Here is a 22,734-nt window from a genome sequence, read left to right on the forward strand (position 1 = left end):
AGGCTGGAAGAAAATGCTGCGCTTCGAATGCCCGTGCTGTGGTCCGCGTGACCATGACGAATTCCGCTATGGCGGCGATGCTTCCGTCAGGCGTCCGGCCCATGACGATCCCGACCCGGAGGCCTGGTATGCCTATGTCTATATCCGGAAAAACCCGGCGGGCCTTCATCGCGAATTCTGGCAGCACGTGACCGGCTGCCGCCAGTGGCTGGTGGTCGAGCGCGACACGCGCAACCACGTCATTTCTTCGGTCGCCTTCGCCAGGACGTCGCAAGCATGAATGCTCGGAACAAGCGGCTGCCAGAGGGCGGCCGCATCGATCGCTCCCATTCCATCGAATTCAGCTTCGACGGCAAAGGACTAGCCGGATATCGCGGCGACACGCTTGCATCCGCATTGCTCGCCAACGGCGTCACCCTGGTCGGGCGCAGCTTCAAATATCATCGTCCGCGCGGCATTCTTTCCGCCGGGCCGGAGGAGCCGAACGCGCTGGTCACGCTCGGAACTGGCGGCAGGCGCGAGCCGAACCTGCCGGCAACGATGCTGGAACTTGGCGACGGCATGGCCGCGGAAAGTCAGAACCGCTGGCCGTCGCTCGCCTTCGACGTGCAGAGCGCCAACGGTCTGTTCGCACCGTTCCTTTCGGCCGGCTTCTACTACAAAACCTTCATGGGTCCGACGCGGCGTTCCTGGAAAGTCTATGAGCATTTCATCCGCAGGGCGGCGGGTCTGGGCCGGGCCGGTACCGAGCCGGATCCCGATCGCTATGAGGTTCGTCATGCCTTTGCCGATGTTGCAATCATCGGCGCCGGTCCGGCAGGACTATCGGCGGCGCGCGCCGCCGCCGCGGCCGGCGCGCGGGTCGTGCTGATCGAGCAGGATTTCCTTCTCGGCGGCCAGCTTCTAGCCGAACAGTCCGACAGCGTAGCCGCCTCATGGCTGGGCCAGGTCGAAGCCGAACTGGAGAGCTTCGAAACCGTCACGTTGATGAAGCGGACCAGCGCTTTCGGCATCTACGACGGCAATGTCATAGGCCTGGTCGAACAACGCAACCAAGACTGTCCGCCGTATTCGGGGCAAGCTCGGCAGATAGTCACCATGCTTCGCGCCCGCTCGGTCGTTTTCGCCACCGGCGCCATCGAGCGTCCGATGGTGTTCCCGAACAACGACTTGCCCGGCGTCATGCTTGCCTCCGCCGCCCGAATATATCTCAACCGTTTCGCTGTTCTGCCGGGCAGGAAAGTTATCGTCGCCACCACCAATGACGGCGCTTGGCGCACGGCCTTCGACCTCGCCAAGGCCGGCGCGGAGGTGACGATATCAGACCGGCGCACCACTATCCCTCCGGCGCTTGCCGTGGAGGCCACACGCCTCGGAGTCGCGGTGCGGACCGCAACACGTATTCTCGACCTGCGCGGAGGCCATTGCGTGAAGCGCGCAACGCTCAAAGGACCGGACGGCCGATTCGAGGCTGCCTGCGATCTGGTCTGCGTGTCCGGCGGCTGGTCGCCGACCGTGCACCTCGCTTCGCATCTGGGCGTCAAGCCTCGATATCGCGAAGACATCGGCGGCTTTGTGCCAGGTGCGTTTCCGGCCAACCAGTTCGGCGCCGGCGCGATGATGGGAATCCATGCGACCGCCGATGCTAACGAGGACGGCCATCGTGCTGGCATCGAAGCGGCATCCTTCTGTGGCAAGTCGGCGCCAGTACCAGCTCCTTCGAAGCTCGATCTTGGCGAAACCGTCACGACCCCGTTTCGCGAAGTCCCGTGCGCCCAAGGCGGAAAAGCGTTCGTCGATTTCCAGATGGATGTGACGACAAAGGACATCGAACTCGCCCACCGCGAAGGCTATGAGTCGATCGAGCATCTGAAGCGATACACGACGCTCGGCATGGGGACCGACCAAGGCAAGACCAGCAATTTTCCGGGGCTGTCCGCGATGGCCGCCTTGCGCGGCGCAACAATCCCCGAGACCGGCACCACGACCTTTCGCCCGCCCTTCACGCCGGTCGCCATCGGCGCGCTCGCCGGCCGCGCCACCGGCCACCATTTCAAGCCGTTCCGCCGCACGCCGATGCATGACTGGCATTTGGCGAACGGCGCGGAGATGCTTGAAGTCGGTCTGTGGATGCGGCCCTGGTTCTATAGGCGGTCCGGGGCCGACGTGAACGAAGCCTATGTCGCCGAAATGCGGCATGTGCGCCAGGCTGCCGGCTTGATGGACATCTCTACCCTGGGCAAGATCGACGTCCAGGGTCCTGACGCCGCAATTTTCCTCGACCGTATCTACGCCAACGGCTTCGCCAAGCTTAAGGTCGGCCGCGCCCGGTACGGCGTCATGCTGCGCGACGATGGCATTGTCTTCGACGACGGCACCACGACGCGGCTGGCGGAAAGCCGGTTCTTCATGACCACGTCGACCGCCAGAGCCGCCGACGTGCTGTCGCGGCTGGAATTCCTGCTGGATACCGCATGGCCGGAACTGCGCGTCGCGGTTTCCTCGGTGAGCGACGAATGGGCGGCAATGTCGATCGCTGGACCGGAGGCTCGTGCGATGCTTGCGGCGGCGTTTCCGTCGCTCGACGTTTCTAACGAAGCGCTGCCGCATATGGGCTCGTACGAGGGCGAATGGCGAGGCCGCGCGCTGCGTATCCTGCGTCTCAGCTATTCCGGCGAGCGCGCCTATGAAATCTATGTCGGCGCAACCGCCGGTGAACAACTCTGGAGCTGCTTGCTCAAAGCGGGCGGGCCGCTGGAGTTGAAGCCCTACGGCATCGAGGCGCTCGGTGCGCTGCGTGTCGAGAAAGGCCATGTCGCGGGCCCTGAAATCGATGGGCGCACGACGCTCGACGATCTCAGCCTTGGCCGTATGGTCGGCCAGCGCAGCGGCTTTGTCGGCGATGTGCTGCGGCGGCGCCCTGCCCTGCTCGCGCATGACCGGCAACGCCTGGTCGGATTGGAATGCATGGAGGACGGAAAGCGGCTGCGCGGTGGCTCCGTCCTGTTCCGGCCGGGCGAGAAAGCAGCAGGTCATGGGTGGGGGCGCGTCACCTCCGTCACCTTCAGCCCCGAACGTGACCGCTATGTCGGGCTGGCGCTGCTTGCCGGCGACCTCGCGACCGAGGGAAGCGAGGTCGTGGCCGTCTACCCCATGAAGGCTGAGACAGTGCGAGCCCGCGTCGTCTCGCCGATATTCCTCGATCCGCAAGGAGAACGGCTGCGTGGCTAGCTCGGATTTCACCCTTTCCGTGGCCGATTGCCCGCTCATCCAGGTCGAAGGCTGGGACGGAACGCTGAGCCAATTCGAATCGAGCCTTTCGGCGTCGCTCGGTGCAAAACTCCCCGCTTCGGTCGGAGAGACGGTTCGCCACCAGAGCCTTCTCGTCATCCGCATTGCACCCCGCCGCCTGTGGCTGGCGCTCGACGACGGGACGCAGGCGCCGACTCTCGCCATTGATCCGGATCTCGGCTGTTCGGTTTGTCTTGGCGAAGGTCGCGTGCGGTTCGGCCTGGCCGGGGTCGACATCTCGAGCGTTCTCTCAACCTGCATGGCCGTCGACTGGCATGCGCCGGCCGCCGCTCCGGGCCGGGCCGTGCAGACATCCTTCCACCATGTACCAGTGCTCTTGCTGCGCACCGGCAAGACCGCATGCGACCTCATTGTGCCGCGAACCTTCTCTCGCAGTCTCCATGATTGGATTATGGACCACCAGGCCAGTCCTGCGGGGAGCTGACACGAAGGTGTGCCTCGCCCAAAGGTGAGGCTCAAGTCCAAGAAGAGCCGTGGTGACGCTGGGCGGCTTGCCTCGCGCATTGCCGAAAGGACTGTCAGCCGATAGCCGAAGTGGACCGAGAGGCCGTGTCCGCCATGGCTTTCCGATGCTCGAAATCTGAGGGGGTTCGAGGCCTAGTTACGAGGAAATCTCAAGAAAATTCAATAAAATCAATCAGTTACTATACGACAATGGTGGGCCCGGAGGACGCTTGGAAAACGAACACAATCAACAAGTTAGAATCCGGTGGGACCATCCGGCATTCAAATCTGTTCCAATGCTTTCAATCTTTTTGTCCCATCCAAGAGATTGCTACGCCCAGTCGACCAACTGCGCCTCGCTCAAAGGTGTCCCGATGGCTGGCAAGAAGCTTCTACTGTGCTGCCTGAAGGTGATGATAACGCCAGGGACGGGCATCTACGTCGAGCTGCTGATTTCGTGAATGGGGCCGAAAACAGATCGTCCGCTTTTGTGGCCGTAGCGGAGATAGCTGACCTTCAAGAGAATCTCGCGGCCTGTTGAGTATCTTGGCTTCCTAAAGCCTGAGAGCGGTCCTGAAGGTGGAGAACTCGTCATCAGTGATCTGAACCACGTGCTGTGGCTCGGGATAGGCGCCGGTCTGGACGTCGGCGATGAATTCGCGATAGGCGGCGATGCGCTCGTGCTGCAGCCGCTCATACTCGGCGGCGAAGTTGCGGTAGGTCTTGGCATGGCGCGGCTTGTGGCCGGATGTGTGGCCGAGCACGTCCTCGCTGAACAGATACTGCGCGTCGGCATGCGGCCCGGCGCCCATGCCCAGCATGATCATCGGCGTACTCCCAGTGATCAGTTCGGCAACGCGGTCAGGCACCACTTCCAGCTCGGCGCCGAAGCAGCCGATGGCTTCCAGCCGTTTGACGTGGTCCCACACCGCACGCGCGCTCTCGGCCGTCCTGCCGACAGCCTTGAAACCGCCGGTCCAAGTGCATTGCGAGGGGATCAGGCCAACATGGGCAACGACAGGCACGGCGTTGTCGCAGAGCGTCTTCTGGATATCGAGCGAGGCGGCACAGTAGAAGCAGTCGCCGCCGATGCGCATGAAGTGGTAGGCGGTTTTCAGATAGTCCTCCGCCGTGACCAGATTGCCGGCGGGGCCATAGGGAAGCCCGACCTGCACGAAGCAGCGACCAGCCGCCTCGCGCATCTCGGGCGAGAAGAAACGGCTCTCGATCGACAGCATGTCGACGCCGGCCGCATCCGCCGCCGCCGCCTCTTCGAGCGAGGTGACGTAGAGCATGGAAATCTTTTGGCCGCGGCTTTTCATGGCGCGGATATCGGCGACGGTTGGGCGAGTGCTCTTGGCGACCATTTTCGTTCCTTAGACGGTGAAAGCTTCGCGGAAGGCCAGCAGTGCTGCCTCGGGGTCGCCGGAGGCGAACGCCTCCATGCCCACCGACCCGCGATAGCCCATGTCCTTCAGCGCACGGGCGATGCCCCGGTAATTGATCTCGCCGCTGCCGGGCTCCATGCGTCCGGGCACATCGGCCACCTGGATCTCGCCGATCCATGGCAGGCAGGCGCGGCACAGTTCGATCAGGTTCCCTTCGCCGATCTGCGCATGGTAGAGGTCGAGGTTGAGGCGCAGGCCCGGCCGGTTGACGCTCGATACCAGCGCAAGCGTGTCTTCGGCGCGTGCAAACGGCACGCCGGGATGGTCGACCGGAAGGTTCAAATTCTCCAGCGTGAATGTCACGCCTTCAACCTCGGCGAGGTCCGCAATGCGGTTCAGCGTGTCGCGCGCCTTGAGCCACATCGCGCCGGTTACGGTCTCGCAGGGGGTGACCGGCAGGCCGCCTTCGCCCAGCCCGGTGCCGTGCAGGTTGAGCCGCGCGACGCCAAGGCGCTTGCCGACCGCCGCGGTCTCCTTCGCCGTCTTCAACAGTTCGGCAGCACCTTCGTCATCGACCAGCCGGCCGCGCAAATAACCGTTCATGATCGAGAAGGTCGCGCCGGATCTTTCCAGCATTGCGAGATCGTGCTCGGGCCAGTTCCAGAGGCCGACCTGAAAACCCATTTCGGTGAGGCGCTTGACGCGCCATTCCATCGGCCGGTCGCGCCAGAGCATCTCGGCGCAAGCCGCAAGCGTAAAGGTATCGGACATGTCAGACCTCGATGTACACGCGGCCGTCCTCGACCTTCGTGGTGTAGGTTTTCAGGTTCACGCAGACCGGTGCGCGCAACGCTTCGCCGGTCCGGTAGTCGAACACGCCGTTGTGCTTCGGGCATTCGATCCTGTGTTCCATAACCAACCCGTCGCTCAGATGCACCTTCTCATGCGTGCACAGCCCGTCGGTGCAGAAGAACGCATCATCGGGGCTGCGGTAGATGGCGAATGTCCGGCCTTCGTGGTCGAAGCGGATGACGTCCTCTTCTTCGATGTCATCGGTCGCGCACGCTTTGATCCATTTTGCCATTGTCACTCTGCCGTCTGTTCTTTGGTTGGTTGAAAAAGGCGGCCGGCGGACCACGCATTCCGCCGGCCGTACAGGAAGATGCCCGGGAGGAGATGGGCGTCTTCACTGGTCACGCATGGCTCGCGCCCCGCGGCGCATGGCCGTTGTCAGCCGCCGAGAAACTCTCGATCTCGGCTTCGAGCTCGGCCATCTGCTCGCCGCCCGCCATCAGGTCGGTAATGGCCTCGCGGCTTTTCTCACCCTTGCGGAAGTCGGCGGCCTTGGAACCTCTGATGAGGACGGCGAAGTGGTCGCCCACGGTCAGCGCGTGGACGACATTGTGGGTGATGAAGATGACCGCGATGCCCTTGCGGCGCGCTTGCAGGACGATGCGCAGGACATGCGCCGCCTCCTTGACACCGAGTGCCGCGGTCGGCTCGTCGAGGATCAGCACGCTGGCGCCGAAATGCACGGCGCGCGCGATCGCCAGCGCCTGACGCTCACCACCGGACAGTCCGCCGACCAGGCGATCACCGTCGTCGATGCGGGTGATGCCGAGCTGGCGCATCTCGGTGACGGCGATCTCGTTGGCCCGCTTGCGGTCGTAGATGGTGAGCGGTCCCCAGCGCCGCGTCGGCTCGGCGCCGACGAAGAAGGAACGGCCGATGCTCATCAGCGCGAATGTCCCGCCGAATTGGTGGACGGTCGCGATGCCATGGTCGCTGGCGTCGCGCGGGCTGTCGAAGGCGACGGATTTGCCATCCATGTCCATCGTGCCCGATGTCGGTTTGTGGACGCCGGAGAGGATCTTGATCAGCGTCGACTTGCCGGCGCCATTGTCGCCGAGCAGGCACAACACCTCGCCTCTGTTGACCTCCAGCGAAATGTCGTGGAGCACGTCGATCGGACCGAACGACTTGTTGATCCCGGTCAGCCTGAGCAGGGGCGTGGTCATGAGCGAACCCTCGATTTGGTGCGCGGCGCGTAGGTCAGCGCCATGGTGCGGAAGGTGTTGTTCATCAGCACGGCCGCCAGCAGCAGCACACCGATGATCAGGCTAGCCCAGTTGGCGTCGAAGCCGGTGTAGAAAATGCCCTGGTTGACGATGGAGAAGGTCAGCGTGCCCAGCACGATGCCGACCACCGAACCATAGCCGCCGGTGAGCAGCACGCCGCCGATGACCACCGCGATGATCGAGTTGAAGATGAAGGACTGGCCGGCGGCCACCTGGGCACTGTTGTAGAGGATGGCCTGCGACATGCCGACGAAGGAGGCGCACAGGCCGCTGCTCATGAACAGCGCGATGGTCACCCGGTCGGTCGGGATGCCGGCATTGCGGGCGCTCACCGCGTCACCGCCCATGGCCAGGATCCAGTTGCCGAAGCGCGAGAAGTTCAGGATGAAGCCGACGATGAGGATGGCGGCGATCCACCAGAACAGCGTCACCTCGAACTTGCCGCCGAGATAATCGCCGAACAGCAGCTTGGCGGTGGAGCCACTCTTCAGCGCGACGCTGGTGCTGCCGGACAGGATGACCGAGAGGCCGAGTGTCAGGCCGGCCAATGCGAACAGCGTTGCAAGGGTGACGACAAAGGACGGCACCTTGGTGCGGATGACCAGGACGCCGTTGATGAAGCCGACGGCCAGGCCAAGGCCGAGCGACGCGAGAATGCCGACGATGATCGGCAGATCATAGTGGCCCGAGATGATGGCGACGGTCATCGAGCTGGCGGGGATCATCGACCCCACGGAGAGATCGAGATACCCGGCGATCATCAGCAACCCGATGGGAAGCGCGATAATGCCGAGTTCCGAGGCGACGTTGAGCCAACTCGCGGCGCCGCCGGCCGACAGGAAATTGGCGCCGCCGAAGATTGAGAAGAAGATCAGGACTGCGATCATGCCGATCAGCGAGCCGACTTCCGGGCGACGCACGAGGCTGCCGACGGAGGGCATCGAAGAGCGCGGAACGAACGGCGCAGCCGTCGCCACGGAAGGTTGGTGATGGGCTTGGGATATCATCGAAGTGTCCCTGGCTTGAATAATAGGGAGCCTGGCGCGACCTTTCGGCGGCGGCGCGGGGCTGATGATGTCCGGCCCACGGAGGGGCCGGACACTCCGAGCGAGCTATCGGGCGCCGGCCGCCGCACCACCCATCGTCGCGCCGACGTTGGCGGCATCGACGATCCCCGGTCCGGTCAGCACCGGCTTCGTCGGCAGGTCGAGCCCATAGTTGACGAAGCCGTTGAGCAGCGACACCGCGAGATAGCCCTGCAGGTAAGGCTGCTGATCGATCGAGAACATCTGCGTGCCGTCCTTGATACGCTGCAGGCCGGTTTCGTCCATGTCGAAGGAAGCGAGCTTGACCTTGTCGCCAAGATTGGCCTGGCTGATGGCGTTGGCCGCACTGTTGGCGTCGCCGGCGCTGATGGTGATAAGGCCGTCGAGGGTGTTGTCTTTCAGCACAGCGGCCTTGATCGCCTCGGCGACCGCGGTCGGGTTGCCGAAGCTGGATGAAGGCAGCGGCAGCTGGGTGGATTTGCCGCCGCTTTTGGCGATGGCGTCAGCTATGCCCTTGCAGCGGTCTTCCGTGTTGGTGGAGCCTGGCAAGGTGTTGACGCATAATACATTCTTGGCGCCGTGGCTGCCGAAATAGGTGCCGCCGCCGAGACCGGCCACGTATTCTTCGTTGCCGACATAGTTCATGGCGCCGAGCCGCTTGGCCGCATCCATGCCGCCGGAATTGTAGATGATGAGCGGCACACCGGCGGCAACGACTTCCTTGAAGGCGTCGTCCATGGCCTCGGGCACCCAGTCCGGCCCGACGATGGCGCTCGGCTTCTGGCTGAGCGCGGTGCGGATCAGCTTGGCGGCGTCCGGGCCGAGATTGTCGTAGTTCTGCGGGCCGAGCCAGGTCACCGAGCCGCCAGTCAGTTCGGCGACCTTGCCGGCGTCGTCCGCACCCTTCTTGACCTTCGACCAGAACGGGTCGTCCGCCTTGCCGCCGATGACGAAGATCTTCGCGCCATCGGCCATGGCTGCCGTGGCCGATGTCGCCGCCACGCCCGCAAGCATGATCGCCGTCAACAGTTTCGTGATCGTTTTCATTTCATTTCCTCCCGGTTGCCGTCGTCAGACGGGTTTAGAAAAAATCGAATTCATCCGCAGGCGCGCACCTCTCCCGTTGCGCGTTGCGTCGCTTGATCAATGGTTCGCCGCGGCCTTGGCGTTCATACGTTCCTTCTTTTTCTGGAAACGGGCGTCCATCATGGCGTCGCCTTGCTTGGTGCCGTCGTGCAAGGTACCGAACCATCGATCGAGCGGGATCAGACCGTCGCCGCCGTAGTTCACCTCGAAATATTTGTGATGCAGGTAGTGTGCGTAAGCGTGGCTCTCGACCGCTGTGTCCTCGGTCACCTCCAGCTTATCAAAGCCGAGATGGCCATTGACGGCGCCGAAGCCGGCTACATGCAGCTGGAATAGCGCGACGATCGGATTGGAGGGGATGACCAGGTGCCAGAAGGCGACCGCGTGATAGAGGAACCCCTCCACCGGATGCATCGACAGCGACGACCACGGCGACGGGTTGATCGAATTGTGGTGGACCGAATGGATCCAGCGATAGAGCGGCCCCCAGTGGATCAGGCGGTGGATGAAGAAGAAATGCACCTCGTGGATGGCCGGCGCGACCAGCACCAGGGCAGCGAGGTAGACCGGGTGATCAGACCAGCCGATCCACGGCACGTAACCATTGGCAAAGCACCAGAGGAAAACGACTTCGACCACGGTCCACAACGGGATGGTGATGAAGAACGAGCGCAGGAAGTTGTCGATGTTCTGGCTCTGGAACCAGAACACGTCTGAGGGCGCGTCGCTTGGGAATTTGTGGTTGTACTTGAACCGCGTCGCCTGGGTTCGCTTGATGTAGTAGCGCAGCTCGAAGATGCCGTAGAAGACGAGGATCGCCGCCGCGTTAACGGCGTAGAGCCACAGCGCCCAGCCCCAGCCGATGGTTTTCATCGTCTCGACACTCGGGACGATATAGAACCAGTAGAGCAGCGCGGTCGCCATGTGGAACGCATTCCACGGCCAGATATAGCCGGGCAGCCATGCCAGGATCTTCGGCAGCCTCGGTGGCCAGTTCCACAACGGCGCTCCCTCGATGCGTCCGTTCGGCTTCCAGTCGCCGCGCTTGTCGCGCACGCCGTATTTGAGATCGTCCATGCAATCCTCCACCCGCAATGCCGCACCTGCAGCGCCTTGGGACGGACCGCACGCGCACGCTGCCTCACTCCGCCAGAGGGCGGTGGGCAAAAACCCGTCTGCGCTATGCTGCTGCTATCCCTTGGGCTGACGGTGCGTCCGCCTTGCTTGCTTTTGACGAGATAAACATCTTGATCCAAAATGAATCAAGAATAGAATGTTTGTTCCAAACTGATTGTGTCATTCAGATCAATCTGGCATGGTAAATGATATCTTCGTATCAATTGCCACAGGCGGATGAGACGAAATGGATCAGAACAAGCGGCCGACGATCAGGGATGTGGCCGCCGAGGCGAATGTTTCGGTGGCCACCGTCAACCGGGTGCTGAGCGGCACCGGCGCCGTCCGCCAAGGCACGCGCGAGCGCGTCAGGCTGGCGGCCGAGCAGATCGGCTTCTACGGCACGGGCGCGCTGCGCAGCCGCATAGCGGCCGCAAGGCCGCACTACCGCTTTGGCTTCCTGCTGCACCAGCCCGGCCGCGCCTTCTACCGCAACGTCGCCGAGGCGCTGCGCGCTGTGGCGCCGACCATGCCCGACTGCGAGATTGAGCTGCGAATCGAGTTTCTTGACGACCTGTCGCCGCAGAATGTCGGAGCGCGCCTGCTGGCGCTCGGCGCCGAATGCGACGCCGTCGGCGTCGTCGCCGCCGTCCATCCGCTTGTCACCCAGGCGGTCGATGCGCTGCAGGCCCGCAACGTGCCGGTGTTTGCGCTGATCTCGCAGATATCGGCGACGGGTCAGGTTCATTACATCGGGCTGGACGGCTGGAAGGTCGGCCGCACCGCGGCCTGGGTGTTCGAGCATGTCTGCAAGGCGCCCGGCAAGCTCGGCATCCTTGTCGGCAATCACCGCTATCGCTGCCAGGAAATGAACGAGAGCGGCTTCCGCTCCTATTTCCGCGAGCACGCCCCTGATTTCACGCTGCTTGAGCCGCTGCTGACCTTCGAATCGAGCGCCATCGCGCAGGAGATGACCGAAAAGCTGCTGAACGAAAATCCGGATCTGTCCGGCCTCTATGTCGCCGGTGGCGGCATCACCGGCACTATCGCGGCCCTGCGCTCCACCGGCCGCGCCGGCAGCCTTGTCGTCGTCGGCTATGAGTTGATGGCGTCGACCCGTCCGGCGCTGCTCGACGGCACGCTGACCTTCATCATCTCGCACCCGCTCGCCCGTATCGCGCTCGAAGCGCTGACCGGCATGGTCCGCGCCGTTGCCGCCCCGAACGATGGTGGTAATTTGACCGCCATCTTGCCGTTCGAGGTATACACGCGGGAGAATATTTAGAGCAAAGATTACAGCACAGCGTTAGGAGCTTCATATGAAAGTTCCGACAAAGGTCCAACATGATCTTGCGCCCTTTGGAAAACGCTGAGCTATCCTCATCGGGGGCGAGATGGGGCACGACATTTCTGGCATCGACGCATAGCTTTCCACGGAGGTCCGCTCTTGGACAAAGTCCAACACGCCGAAAAACGGCCGACTTCAGGCGCTAAGCCGTCGTTCAACAGGCGCAGCGAGAACGACGGCCATAAATGACGGTTCGGCGGAAGCCTCTTCCAAGTCAGGATAACGCAGCTTCAATGACCATTGGGACACGGTTGCTGTTTTCACTCCAGCTTACTCACAGTCGCGGCCGATCGATGTAGCGCTCCAAACCATCCCGATCGCACGCCGTTACCGCCTTTCGCCGCCCTATCGTCCAGTGGTCTTTTCAGCCTTGAAACAACTGCGCTATGAATGGCTGTGCGCAACCCGATCGACGAACCGGAGCAAGGGTAAAAGATAGAGCCAGCCATAGATTGTCCCCGCGCATGGATCATGTTCATGCCAGAGCGATCGAACTGAGTCCTGCGTAGAACAAAGCGAATTGTCCCACTTCAGAGCGAAGTTGGCCATAACTGATTGATATTTAAAGGTTATGGTGGGCCCGGAGGGTGTGGGATTTCAAAAGAAAATCAATGGCTTACAGGATGGTTAGCCAACCCATATCCTTCGTATGATCTCGTATGGTCTGGCGAACCTAGTGACCAGAAGGAAGAGGGATTTTAATTTCCGTTAGTCGCCACGATCTGCACCAAATGGGGCCGCAAGCGGACTAGCTCCTCTCGGCGCTCAGAACAGGATATTGGTCATTCGAACTTATCGTACCGAGCCCTCTGCACAGCCCTGCCACGACATCCGATTCCGCTTTTGCAACGCTCTCGCAATGTTTGCGGGACCGGTGGGGAGAAATTTGCTGACCGACTCCAAACGCGCGAGGCGCTCGCGGCGCAAATTTGAACGATCTTAGCCCAAGGGCCGCCGCTCGCATGAGGAGATAAGCGAGCCTGTTGATTCCTTGACCTAATCGGCATTTGATTTGTTCTTTATCCGCCTATCAGATCAATTCACGCTCCGAAATATGCAGGCCGGATCGTGATTAATACAAGCTTCGATAGCAGGAAGGTACGTGGAAACCTTGGTGTAGACGCCGACGCGCAGCGGATTGTCCGTGCAGTCGAATTTTCCGTCTGCCCGCGCGCCCCGCGAGACGATGCCGGCAACTCGCGGCTGGTCGGGCGCAACGTAGTAAATGAGCCCACCGCCGCTATCGCCATGGCAGGCATCGGAGCCATCGGTGTTGTTGGTGTCGCCGGCACAGATCATCCCGGCCTTGAGCGCGTCACCGAGAACCGGTTCGTTCCAATCCTTGAGGGCGCGGCATTTATCGGTCGTCAGCGAGGGAAGGTTATCGGCATAGCGCAGCCGGCTGGCAGGCAGGCCGTTGTCGGAGGTCTGGCCGAACCCGGTGACGGTGTAGATGGCGACGCTGTTCACGTCTTCATGCCCGCTCTTTCGAAAGGTGTCGTCATCCTCGAGCGTGACCGGTTTGACGGCGTCGCTCCACACGAAGGGCTCCTGCATCTCGAGCAGCGCGACGTCGGCAACGAGGGTGTCGGGATCGAAGTCGGGGTGGATCAGAATCCGTTTGACCTTCGTCTTGTCCATGTAACGTCCCAGAGAGACGGTTCCGGACTGGACCGCGTAGAGGGATGGTGGCGCTCCGGCGCCGAAGCAGTGCGCGGCGGTCAGGACGTATCGCTCCGCGATGATGGTTCCACCGCAGCGATGGCCGTTGAAGTTGATGGCTTCGGCTATCCCGACAGAGACGACCCAGGGAAAGCGGCCAGCCTCCGCCTCACGCCCATTGATGATCTTGGGAACCCCACCCTGGCCGCACATGGGTGTCCCCGGCACGCATTTGCCCTGTCGCGCGCGCTCGAGGGCATAGATGTCCAAATCGCGGGATGGCTGCTGGGCGCTCGCCATGCTCGCGAGGCTCAGCATCGCGCTCCCGAGCCCCATCGCGATCGCCGCATGGAGTGTTTGCCCGATATGCATACTTTCCTCCGATCCCGAAATTCAGCGCGGATATCCGAAATAGCGTATGCGCGCGCCGCGCCCGATGTCCGGCAGACGGTCCTTGACGATGCTGATCCTCGTCCCGTCGATTCCGGCGCCGATCAACTGGCTGCGCGCGTCGCGGGCCGTCAGGTCTGCTGCCGCGAGCTCTTCGGCATTTTCCTGGATCGTGACGGCGATCTTGTAGCGGAGCTTGACGCGCAACGCTTCGTCCTCGATTTGTGAAAGCTCTTTCTCCAGTTCGGAGATGTCCACGGGCGAAAAATTAACGGCAATAGTGGCCCAGTTGATGCTCTTGGCGTCAGCCACGATCTCGTGCGTCTTTGAACCGATGGAAACGGAGCCGCCGGGATCGTCCATGGCGGCCTGATCAAAAACCACCTCCTTCAGCGCATGTCCTATGATGTTGAAGCCTGGGCCGGCAGCAGGAGCCACGTTGGTGTCGGCCCAGTTCTGCAAGGGGCCACCCGCAGCCGGCACGCCGCCGGAGATGTTGTTGATTATGTGCTCCTCCAGGCCGAATCCTCTCATAAAATCGTTGCTTTTGGTGGAAGGCTCGACGCTCATGAACAGCGTGTCTTCCTTAGGATCCACCTTGATATCGCCGATCTCGAACGCCGTTGACGGGCGGATCCTGGCCGCGATGTCCGACGAGAAGCTCGGTCCGTTGCGAAGTTTGAGCTGCCTGGTCGCGACGACACGCTTCGCATCCTGCAGCACATCGATCGTGAATTTGTTGCGCGAACCCGCCTGGGCGTAGCGCTCCTGGAAACCGGCGGCGATTTCGGCCGGGTTGTTGCCGAATACGACCACCTTGCCGAAATCGCGTCGGCTGTCGGCTTCGGTAACGACCGTTTCGCGCGGAAAATTGATGTTGGGCGGCGGCACAGCGACCGCCACCAACATGCCGCTGCCTACCGCCTGTTCGTAGGACCGGTCGAGCGCGATCGCGTCGACGGCCGAATGGCCCCCATCGTCGACGGGATCGTTGGGGTGGGTGTCGAGATAGGCCCAGGCTTCCTTCGAGCGTCCGGTGCCGGGATTGAGTATCAGGAAGCTGCGCACTTGGCCGCGACTCAACCGGTCGAGGGTCTGTTGCCACAATCGCTCCGTTCGGCTTTCCGCATGGCTCTGTCCATGGGGATCAAGATCGAAAGTCGCTGGCCTTGCCCAGATCCAGGGATTGAGCGTGTCCTGTGCGATCTTTCCTTCATCGACAAGCTCTTGCACTGCGTTCGGCAGCTGGGCATCCGCATCGCCTAGTACGGTGTGCCCCTCCAGCACTTGGGCAAGGATACCGGTAAAGAGGCTCGGGACCTTGTCCGCTGACCCGCCGAACGCTTGGCTGCCTACCTGCGCGGGGACACCGAAAGCCTCGCCCAGGAGGGAGGGACCGCCATATTGGAAACGGGGCGGTACGATCATATCCGCGGTAAGGTCCGGGCTGGCTACCTTGTCGGCGGTGCCGACCCTAAGCGGAAAGGAGACCGTGGTCCGGCAGGCGTCGAGGAACACCGCGACGAAGTCGACCCGTCTCGCCGCAAGCCCCTTGATCACGTCCATGAGACCTATAGCGTCTTCGCGCAGATATTGCGCATTGTGCTCTTTCCTCGAATAGTCGAGCGGTACGAGCCAGTTCTGATATCCGTAGAAGAAGCCATGACCGGAATAGTAGATGACGACAACATCGTCCGGACCGAGCTTATCCCTGGCCTCACTCATATACTCGTAAAAGCGCTTCACCGACCGTATCTGCCCGTCGCCGTCGATCGGCGGCCAGATATCGTATCCCAATTTCTTGAACAGCTGTTCCATCCGATTGAAATCCGCCTTGGCGCTCGGAATCTGGTCGTGAGGCTGATAGTCGGAATTGGCAAACAGAAAGGCATGGTAGCGGGGACCGTCCTTGCCGGCTGGTGTGCCGGCGATTGATGGCGAGATGAAGAGGCCTATCATCAGCATCGCCGCAAAAAGCGCGGCGATCCGGCCGCGAAAGTTCGAGGGCAACGCCTTCATTGCGGATTCTCCGCTAGTGGCGAGGGATCATAGCTAAAGTCGACATTGTGCTGCCTGAGCCATGCAAGCACCGGTGCGGTGCCGACGGCCGTGTAGATGCCGCCACCGCCGCAATAGCCGGGATAGGGATGGTTCACGCCGAACAGCGCCCGGGACGTGACGCCGACCAATGTCCTCGCGCTGGGCTGGTCGATTGTGCCGCCAAACAGTATCTTGAGATCGCCATCCATCCGGTATGCCGGTCCGCCGCTGTCGCCGCCACAGGTGTCGGCAGGCGCGGCGGAAGGATCGGCATAGCTGTGCCCCATCACGAATTCCCGGTACATGGCACAGACGCTGAGTGCGTAGTAGCCGGTGCGACAGTCACGCGAGAGCAGCGCGACCGGCGCCCCTTGCAGGTTGCGGGCGAGTTCCCCGCTCTCCGTCGCGCCGAAGCCGACGATGTAGAGGCTGCGCAATTCCGGATCATCGAGGACCAGGGCCGCCGAGCGAATGACGGGAAAGACGATGATCAATTCGCCGTTCCTTTCATCTTCCAGCTTTGGAGTACCGTCGGCGTCGATCTCCAGGGGCCTGATCTTGAAAAGGGCGAGATCGCGTCCGATACCGGCCCTGTGCACGCAGTCATAGCCGGGAAAGACGATCGGCCCGTCGACGAGTTGCAGCGGAACATACTTTGCGGACGAAGGTCCCGGATGGCCGACCTGAATGTCGAGACGGTATCCACTGCCGCATCCGCAGTGGCCGGCCGTCAATATGCTGTCACGGGCTATGATGGTGCCGGTGCAGGTTGAATCCCCCTCATCATCCGCGAACTGGATGCGTACCACCTCGGAAAAGTTCCGAAGCTGCACGTCCTGGCCGTTGGCAATCTTAGGCGTAATTGGCGTCGGCTCAGGCGGCTTGTAGGCTTCATAGTCGCTTTTCAACATTTCACCGGCCCCGACGGGAGAGGAACGGGAAAGCTGGCTGTAACGAATGATAACCGTCTGCTCGCCGCCGGCATCTTCCTGCGCCTGCGCCGATGACACGGCTGCGCGGGCCGGTAAGACAAGCGCGATAAGGAGTGTGAGAAGGATTACTGGGCGCCGCCGGCTCCTGTGACAAGACGGCCTCCCCTGGCGCGTCCGTGGATATGGTCGTGCGCCGATCATTGCTCCGCTTCGCGTGTCTGACAGTAGTCCCTGGGGTCGGCCATGCCGTTCAGTTCGGCGTTCTGGATGCAGGCCTCGAGCGCGACATTGTCGAACGCCGACCGGGAGGGGCCGCTGCGCTGGCCCGTGTCGGTTCCGTTGGCGTGCGTCAATTGCGCGTTCTTTTCCCGCTGCTGCTCCAGCAGCGCATAGGACTGCAGCAATTGCTGGTTGACCTTGATGAGCTCGGCCTGGTTCTGCACCTCGCTCTGGCGAAGGATGAGCGCCTTCGCCGGCAGTTGGACGGCGATGCCGACGATGTTGACGAGGGCGTCCGTAAGGCCCTTGAGCTCGCTTTGCTTGTCGACCTTGACCGCGAGCAGCAGGCCATCATCGAAGGAAATGGTTGTCTTCCGCGTGGTGAACATTCCGCGCCTCACCTGGAGCAGGAATATCGGCGCCCGGTTCGGCATTTCGACCACCTGGCGCCGCCAGACGCGCCAGGGTTTGGCCGAGGTCGGATCATCTTTCTTCAGGATGACGAGCGTGTGCGACAGAAGCGGCTTGTAGAGGATGCCGATACGGCCCTCGCCGGCGACGTATTGACTGCTACGGGAATAATCTGCCGTGCGTTGCCTTGATACATAGGTCCCCGACACCTTCTTGCCCGAGCACTGGTCTTGCATCCACAGGGGAACATAGGGATCGTCGGTCGGGTCGATATAGATGCAATAACCGACATCCCGCAGTGAGCTGTTCTCCTCCGTCAGCCGACGCTGATCGAACAGGTCGAACTGCTTCGTCATATAGACGATCTGGTTGTTCGCACCCCGGAAATCGCGATTGCCCGCCGCTGCGGCCACGATGCCCTGGGCTACCGCTTCGGCAATCTTCGGGGTTCTGTCGACCGTGCCGCTGTATACGTTTTCAAGGAGCTGACCGCTCGAATCTTTATCGACGCGGATCAGATCCTCGTAAAACGCGTTGGTGTGATAATCCAGGCAGCGCTGCTTGCCGTCGCCGACCGTAATGAAGGAAGGCCCGTCGACGGCGTTTGCTCCGTCGTCGGATTTCATCTCGAATACATAGGTCTGGTCGCCCACCGTCCCGGTTTTGAGGATGACGAAGCTGATCTCTTTCTTGGGGAGCATGTAGCTGCCGAGAGCCGAACCGTCGCACGAGGTGGGATGAGCCGCCTGCGCGTCGGAATCGAAGGAAGACGTGCTCAGGACCGGCGTGCAGGATGTCAGCGCAATCGCAAATGGGACAAACGCGATCAATCTCGTCAAGGCGATTACGCGCGGGGTCATTCGATCGCCTTGCATATGCTGGAGACGCCGAGGTCGCTGATACCGCCAATGGCTGGCACATAGTTAGCATCGTGCGCGGGTGGTGTACCCGCTTTGACGCCGAGCGCACCAGGCACCTGCCCTTTTGCCGCTCCCGGATACTCTCCGGCTTTCGCGGCAAGAATCTGGTTCTGCAGCGCGAGCAGATCCTTCTGTTTGTTAATCAGATCCACGGAGCCATTCTTCAAGTCGATTTCCTGAGCGATCTTTTCCGTCGGCAGCGACACGAGGCCGTAGACGATATCGAGCGGAATCTGGATCGCGCCCTCGACCTCGCTACCCTTGGCGATACACACGCTGACAAGATTGCCGCCGTCGAAGGCGAGCGCCGTGCGATGTTCGGCAAAGAACGAGCGGCTGACATGCAGGCCGAGGATCGGGGAGATGTTCTCCAGCATCATCGTCTTTGTGAGCCGCAGTTGCCAGGGGCCGCCAATCTCCGGATCGTCGCGCACATAGACGAAGACCGAATAAGGCTGCTTCGGGCGGTAGAGAATCCCGCTCGGCGGAACAGGCCTAAGTAGTTTCTGCTGCTTCGCCGCGACGAGAAGCGGTGGAGCCGAAGCGGGACGCAAGGAGATTTCCGGCGCATTGCAATAGGCGTCGGCCGAATAACGCTGGGTATCGTAGGTGTAGTCACCGAGCGTCAGGCAGTAGCCATATGGGCGCAGGTCGTGGTTCAGCCCCGCCATGTCGGCGAGATCGAACGGATTGACGTCCTGCTCCGTCAGGGAGACCGGCGTCATGTTGGCTTGCAGCAGTTGGCGATTATAATTGAAATTGTATTTACCCGAGACGACGATGAATATAGCCCGGATCAGGTTGCGGATGATCTCGCCTGTCTGGTCGATATTCTTTGAGACGACGTAGGACAACAGTCCCGAGGCCTTTTCGCCAGCAACAACGGCAGGGGCGGCGTTAAGATTGTCCTTCGTATTCGAATAGCCGATCGACACGACATCGTCGGCGAACGCACTTTCCAGGAAATCAAGGCAGTAGATGTGATCCGGATTAGGATCGGGATGGGCCATCGGGGCGGACACTTGCAGAACCGGAGATCCGATTTGCTGACCGCTGCCATTGATATACTTTAAGGCCTGGACGTGAACCGTCGAATAGGAAAGCGCGTAGGATCCGAGCGCTGATTCGCATTTGCGTTGCCGCGCGCCGTCGGCCCGGTCTTCGTAGCTGACCGACGAATCCATCACCTGGCATCCGCCGAGAGCGACGATGACGAGCCATTTGAGCGATGAGAAAATGAACTGTTGGGCGTCGGCCATCACTTCACCGCGCACATCAAGCTGCCACCGCCGCGCAGCACCACATAGTCGTTGACCGGCTTTTGGAGGCGTGCGTTTCCGGCGAGAGGCGTCGGGTCGTAGCCGCTGTCGAAGTTTGCTTCGAGGTTCCTCACGCATTCGTAGATGACGTATAGACCGCGATGCTGCGGTTCGGCGCTCGGGGCGGGGTTGTAGCCGCACACATCGGTCTGGTAGCTGGCGCCGACGTCGCATTTAGCCTGACGGTCACAGTGCGCGCGCATGTAGGCCGTCGCGTCGCACCACCGGTTCGCAATGTAATATCGTGGATAGGTGTCGCCGAGCTTCGCCTCCCTGACGCGCACCACCAGGCCCACATCCTTCAGTCCCAGCTTGTCGATCTCCGCCGAGAGATTGTTGAAGGCCGTCACCGCAGCATCCGTTTGCTTCAGAACCCGTTTGGCGGCATCGGGACTGCCTTTGATGAACTGGGTCATCTGGTCGGCCGCTGCCCTGAGTAGGTCGACGGTCTTGGCGGCACTGGCGAAAGTGTAGTCCTGGCTCAGCTCCGCCATCCTGCCGCCCAGCGCGGTCGCGGCGGCAGGAGCGCCCGGAAGTGCTTTGAAAGTCTTCGGCGTATAGGCGCCCAGCGCCGAAGTCAGATCGGCCAGATCGTCGACAAATACCGAGGCGGCATCCCTCGTAAGCCCTACCTCGATGGATACAAGCGCTTCTCGGATGGCGAGTTAATCGAGGACTATGAGGTCGATCTGTACGACAACACGATCTTGACCAAGGTCGCGGTCGCCTCGTTCTCGCACGAGTTTGGCTCGTGGTATCCACTGTTAGACGAGCAGTTGCTTGCGGGACTTGCGGTGTCCGACGTCTATGTTTCCCTGCGCGCTCGCAGCCTTATCACCATTTCGGGGCGGGAGCTCGACCCAGGCTTTTACCGGGCCGTGCCGGAAGATGGTGATGTCGCCTCGGATGATGTCGAGGACGACGGTGTAGAGGAAACCGAGGAAGACCTAGATACCTACGGCTCCCTCACTTCTCTGGCCTTGCAAGAAACGGCAAAGGCCGGTTTTAAGGCACCTCACCTCAATCTCTCCGACGCCCACTGGCCGGAGGATCCGAAGAATGCGCCGGACACGTGGCATGTTCCGGGGAATGGCGCAGACGTCAATTTCGACCTTACCTTGGACCTCGTTCGGCGGCTGATGCAAGTCGGGTGTTTCGAGCCTGATACCTCCACCAACGGCAAGTTCGTCCTGGCGCTGCGCGGCTGTGTGATTTTCGATGGCTCAAGCGAAGTAGAAGACAAAACGTCCATAAAATTCAGGGCGACCAGGCCCAATCATGAAGACTTTTTGTGCTCCATTGGTGTCGTAGACACGAAAGAGCAGAGACTTTCTTTCTACGAGGCGTCGACCGTGCCACGCCGCACGGGGATGTTAAAATACTACAACAAGGTCAACTTCGGCACGGCATGGAGGCTGAAGTGCAATATGCTACCAACTGGATGCTACGAATACTGTGTCGGAACCCATTACGGGCATGCCGGCAAGGTTCCCTACGTCCTCCGCCTTGGCAACGGCCCCGAACGGAAATTCGCGGGGGAGGCACTCGTGCTACGCACCACGAACGACCTCGTCTACGGGACGCAGGACACGTGGGACCGCACCAGGCCGGGCGACAATATCCATCCGGCGTTCTTGTCCGTAAGCTTTTCGTCTGTCGGTTGCTTGACGCTTCACGGGACGCAGACGCCTGGCGGAAAATACTCGACCGCGACGGGACAATGGAAATCGTTTCGGAAAATGGCCGGTTTCGAGAACGAGAACCACGGCAAACGCTTTGACGCCGTTGTGGTGACGGGTCACGAAGCTGCTGCGGTGGCGGCCATCGGTGGCGGCTCAATCGACACTCTAATGTGCCTCAGGCAAGGCTCACGCGGCAAGATCGTTGGGCGTCTGCAAGAACAGCTCGGACTGAACCCAGACAACGTGTTCAGCCCGCTGACGGCCGAGACGCTCGTCGCCCTTCAGCGAACGACGCTTAGTTTCGCGACAGGGACATGGACTCGGGAGATGGCGAGCAAACTTAACCTAGAATTCTAGGGTGGTCAGGCACTCCGTCAGCGTAGGAGGTGCCGGCCTGGCCATGCCGGCAGCAGGAATATCTGTTGCATGTCAAACTCTCTTGTTCGTGAGGCCGATCAGCCGATGACGGAGCGCACGAATTGGGAAGATCGCGCATGCGCGTCGAGCTTCGGTGGCCGCAACATCATCGAAACGTCGCCCGGCAATGAAATGGAAAGCGGAGCGAACGCGACTGTCTCGGTTTGCCTTCCAGGACTGCCACGTTCACCGGCACGCAAAGGAACAGGCTGAAGCCGACACAGCAGTGGCCATTGCCCACCTTGTGGCCCTGACGGTCACAAGGCGCGTGACCACAATCCATCGCGGCGTCAACGTGGTTGAATTCAACCGAGATATGCGCAGCATTGTCGCTGTGCCGGCGCGGAGGATTGCGGACGCGAAAAAAGGACTGCGACGAACAGAATGAATCACGGTCATCGACCTGCGGCGAGCACCTTTTTCAACAGATGGGGTGATTGGGGTCTCGCCCGAGCCCAGATGCGGGCGGCTACTCCTGTCGGGATGTTAGAACGTGATCGCCTTGGAGCGCCACAAACATCGGGAAGGAGCAGCCATGAAGTATTTTGCTGGATTAGACGTATCTTTGGAAGAGACCGCGATTTGCGTCGTTGATGAGAGCAGTCGGATCGTGAAGGAAACACGAGCGGCGAGCGAACCGCAGGCCTTGTCCGATGCGTTGCGGAAGCTTGATCTGCCGCTGGAGCGCATCGGGCTGGAAGCGTGCTCGCTGACGGCCTGGCTTCACGATGGATTGTGCGCCGAAGGCCTGCCTGCGATCTGTATAGAGACGCGCCAGGCGAACGCCGCGATGAAGACGATGCCTAACAAGACCGATCGCAACGATGCGCGCGCGCTTGCGCAGATCATGCGCACGGGCTGGTATCGGCAGGTGCATGTGAAGAGCCGGCAATGCCGGTTGTGGCGCGCGCTGTTGGTGGCCCG

Annotated in this window: 19 protein-coding genes; 6 read left to right on the forward strand and 13 right to left on the reverse strand. The window is 61.4% G+C overall.

The window, feature by feature from the left end; translation table 11 throughout:
- Positions 1–13 precede the first annotated feature (13 nt).
- The 3 genes from O7A60_RS26730 to O7A60_RS26740 are packed head-to-tail and all read left to right on the forward strand — an operon-like array spanning position 14 to position 3,736.
- Positions 14–280: a sarcosine oxidase subunit delta gene (locus O7A60_RS26730; protein ID WP_027146709.1), complete on the forward strand. Its 267-nt coding sequence runs from the start codon at positions 14–16 to the stop codon at positions 278–280.
- On the forward strand, positions 277–3,231 hold the full coding sequence (locus tag O7A60_RS26735) for a sarcosine oxidase subunit alpha family protein (protein ID WP_337108738.1): 2,955 nt from the start codon (positions 277–279) through the stop codon (positions 3,229–3,231). Before O7A60_RS26730 ends, O7A60_RS26735 begins: the two co-directional genes overlap by 4 nt.
- Positions 3,224–3,736 (forward strand): sarcosine oxidase subunit gamma, encoded by a 513-nt coding sequence (locus O7A60_RS26740; RefSeq protein WP_337108739.1) that lies wholly within the window; start codon positions 3,224–3,226, stop codon positions 3,734–3,736. The genes O7A60_RS26735 and O7A60_RS26740 overlap by 8 nt, the downstream gene beginning before the upstream one ends.
- Before the next feature lie 574 nt (positions 3,737–4,310).
- Here the strand turns inward: O7A60_RS26740 and O7A60_RS26745 are convergent.
- From O7A60_RS26745 to O7A60_RS26775, 7 genes are all read right to left on the reverse strand, one after another.
- Positions 4,311–5,123, reverse strand: coding sequence for a 3-methyl-2-oxobutanoate hydroxymethyltransferase (locus O7A60_RS26745; protein ID WP_337108740.1), 813 nt, complete (start codon positions 5,121–5,123; stop codon positions 4,311–4,313).
- Between the two features lie 9 nt (positions 5,124–5,132).
- Positions 5,133–5,915, reverse strand: coding sequence for a hydroxypyruvate isomerase family protein (locus O7A60_RS26750; RefSeq protein ID WP_337108741.1), 783 nt, complete (start codon positions 5,913–5,915; stop codon positions 5,133–5,135).
- A 1-nt stretch (position 5,916) separates the two neighbouring features.
- Positions 5,917–6,228 carry a MocE family 2Fe-2S type ferredoxin gene (locus tag O7A60_RS26755; protein ID WP_337108742.1) on the reverse strand — a complete coding sequence of 104 codons (312 nt, stop codon included), beginning with the start codon at positions 6,226–6,228 and terminating at the stop codon, positions 5,917–5,919.
- 109 nt (positions 6,229–6,337) lie between these two features.
- The gene (locus O7A60_RS26760; protein ID WP_337108743.1) at positions 6,338–7,162 is read right to left on the reverse strand and encodes an ATP-binding cassette domain-containing protein; all 825 of its coding nucleotides are present in this window, start codon (positions 7,160–7,162) and stop codon (positions 6,338–6,340) included.
- Positions 7,159–8,163 (reverse strand): ABC transporter permease, encoded by a 1,005-nt coding sequence (locus O7A60_RS26765; RefSeq protein WP_337108754.1) that lies wholly within the window; start codon positions 8,161–8,163, stop codon positions 7,159–7,161. The genes O7A60_RS26760 and O7A60_RS26765 overlap by 4 nt, the downstream gene beginning before the upstream one ends.
- A 171-nt stretch (positions 8,164–8,334) precedes the next feature.
- On the reverse strand, positions 8,335–9,315 hold the full coding sequence (locus tag O7A60_RS26770; RefSeq protein ID WP_027146658.1) for a sugar ABC transporter substrate-binding protein: 981 nt from the start codon (positions 9,313–9,315) through the stop codon (positions 8,335–8,337).
- 96 nt (positions 9,316–9,411) lie between these two features.
- Positions 9,412–10,431: a sterol desaturase family protein gene (locus tag O7A60_RS26775; RefSeq protein ID WP_337108744.1), complete on the reverse strand. Its 1,020-nt coding sequence runs from the start codon at positions 10,429–10,431 to the stop codon at positions 9,412–9,414.
- A gap of 286 nt (positions 10,432–10,717) precedes the next feature.
- Here O7A60_RS26775 and O7A60_RS26780 point away from each other — a divergent pair, with 286 nt between their 5' ends.
- Positions 10,718–11,755: a LacI family DNA-binding transcriptional regulator gene (locus O7A60_RS26780; protein ID WP_337108745.1), complete on the forward strand. Its 1,038-nt coding sequence runs from the start codon at positions 10,718–10,720 to the stop codon at positions 11,753–11,755.
- 1,098 nt (positions 11,756–12,853) lie between these two features.
- Here the strand turns inward: O7A60_RS26780 and O7A60_RS26785 are convergent.
- The 6 genes from O7A60_RS26785 to O7A60_RS26810 form a co-directional block, all read right to left on the reverse strand.
- A complete protein-coding gene (locus O7A60_RS26785; RefSeq protein ID WP_337108746.1) occupies positions 12,854–13,852 on the reverse strand; it encodes a serine protease in 999 nt (332 codons plus the stop codon).
- 21 nt (positions 13,853–13,873) lie between these two features.
- The gene (locus O7A60_RS26790; protein WP_337108747.1) at positions 13,874–15,889 is read right to left on the reverse strand and encodes a caspase family protein; all 2,016 of its coding nucleotides are present in this window, start codon (positions 15,887–15,889) and stop codon (positions 13,874–13,876) included.
- Positions 15,886–16,821, reverse strand: coding sequence for a trypsin-like serine protease (locus O7A60_RS26795; RefSeq protein ID WP_337108748.1), 936 nt, complete (start codon positions 16,819–16,821; stop codon positions 15,886–15,888). The genes O7A60_RS26790 and O7A60_RS26795 overlap by 4 nt, the downstream gene beginning before the upstream one ends.
- A 218-nt stretch (positions 16,822–17,039) precedes the next feature.
- Positions 17,040–18,332 (reverse strand): hypothetical protein, encoded by a 1,293-nt coding sequence (locus O7A60_RS26800; RefSeq protein ID WP_337108749.1) that lies wholly within the window; start codon positions 18,330–18,332, stop codon positions 17,040–17,042.
- On the reverse strand, positions 18,329–19,651 hold the full coding sequence (locus O7A60_RS26805) for a hypothetical protein (RefSeq protein WP_337108750.1): 1,323 nt from the start codon (positions 19,649–19,651) through the stop codon (positions 18,329–18,331). The genes O7A60_RS26800 and O7A60_RS26805 overlap by 4 nt, the downstream gene beginning before the upstream one ends.
- Positions 19,651–20,205, reverse strand: coding sequence for a hypothetical protein (locus tag O7A60_RS26810; protein ID WP_337108751.1), 555 nt, complete (start codon positions 20,203–20,205; stop codon positions 19,651–19,653). Before O7A60_RS26810 ends, O7A60_RS26805 begins: the two co-directional genes overlap by 1 nt.
- Before the next feature lie 213 nt (positions 20,206–20,418).
- Here O7A60_RS26810 and O7A60_RS26815 point away from each other — a divergent pair, with 213 nt between their 5' ends.
- Entirely contained in the window at positions 20,419–21,750 is a 1,332-nt protein-coding gene (locus O7A60_RS26815) for a hypothetical protein (RefSeq protein WP_337108752.1), read from the forward strand.
- Between the two features lie 595 nt (positions 21,751–22,345).
- The coding region (locus tag O7A60_RS26820; RefSeq protein WP_337108753.1) for an IS110 family transposase at positions 22,346–22,734 on the forward strand (389 nt) is incomplete at its 3' end.

Source organism: Mesorhizobium salmacidum (SeqCode), from assembly GCF_037179605.1.
GTDB classification, from domain to species: domain Bacteria; phylum Pseudomonadota; class Alphaproteobacteria; order Rhizobiales; family Rhizobiaceae; genus Mesorhizobium; species Mesorhizobium salmacidum.